The organism is Methylobacterium sp. J-092 (assembly GCF_022829325.1).
Lineage (GTDB): Bacteria > Pseudomonadota > Alphaproteobacteria > Rhizobiales > Beijerinckiaceae > Methylobacterium.
Map to the genome: position 1 here is coordinate 1 of NZ_JAKSXU010000085.1, position 903 is coordinate 903.

The 903-nt window shown below is 66.6% G+C and carries 1 pseudogene; it reads right to left on the reverse strand.

The features are described 5' to 3' along the window. Nucleotides 1–151 precede the first annotated feature (151 nt). Nucleotides 152–903, reverse strand: a pseudogene (locus MKK60_RS09980) (carbohydrate-binding domain-containing protein); the annotation flags it as partial.

Here is a 903-nt window from a genome sequence, read left to right on the forward strand (position 1 = left end):
TTCGATTTTTGACCGTCGTCGCACGGCGGCCGATGTTGTAGCCGAAATGGTTGTCGGCGGCATAGCCCGTCAGGTGCTGGCCTTCGAGTCTGTTCTTTTTGTAGAAGATGTGGCGGTCGCCCATCTCTACACCACGACGGACACTCTTTCCCTACTGCACGCTCTTCCGATCCGCACCCGTACCGAACTGTCCCGTGAGGGTGATGTCCTGCGTCTGGCCTGCCGCATGCGACGCGCTGGTGGTGAGTGTGCCGCCGATCTGATGGCCGTCCACCAGCACCTGGAAGTGCGGATTGCCCTGGTAGCTGTCACCCGACACGCGGAAGACGAGGGTGTCGAGTATAGCAGGGGACGGCACTGGGGCGGCCACCGTGTAGGCGGCGCTGGTCGCAGCACCCGCGTTGCCGGCGGCGTCGACGACGCTCACCGTCACCGTCCCGGCGCCGATCGGGGTGGCGACAGCGGCGGTAAAGCTGGTGCCGCTGACGCTGGCCAGGGTGTCGACACCGTTGAGGCTGACCACGACCTGGTCGCCCGCGCCGAGTGCCGCGCTGAGCGTACCCGTGACCGGCATGGTCGCCGATTGCGCCTCGGTGGCGTCGATGATCCCGTCGCCGGCGACGTGGACGAGGCTCGCCTTGGCGAGCGGCGCGACGGTATCGGCCACGATGGTCGTGCCGGTGACTGACCTGGTGGTTCCATCCGAACCTGTGACCACGAGGCTGGACCCAACCGAGCCGTTGAAGCCCGACAGGTCGACTGCACCCAGGCCGTTGGCTGCGATCGTCGCCGTCTTGACGTAGGTCCCGTCCGTGAAGGTGGCGACCGCCGTCTCGGTCAGGCCGAGGCTGGCGACGCGGAAAGCTACAGCCTTCGCTTCGACAGCGTTGACGACGTGGTCGG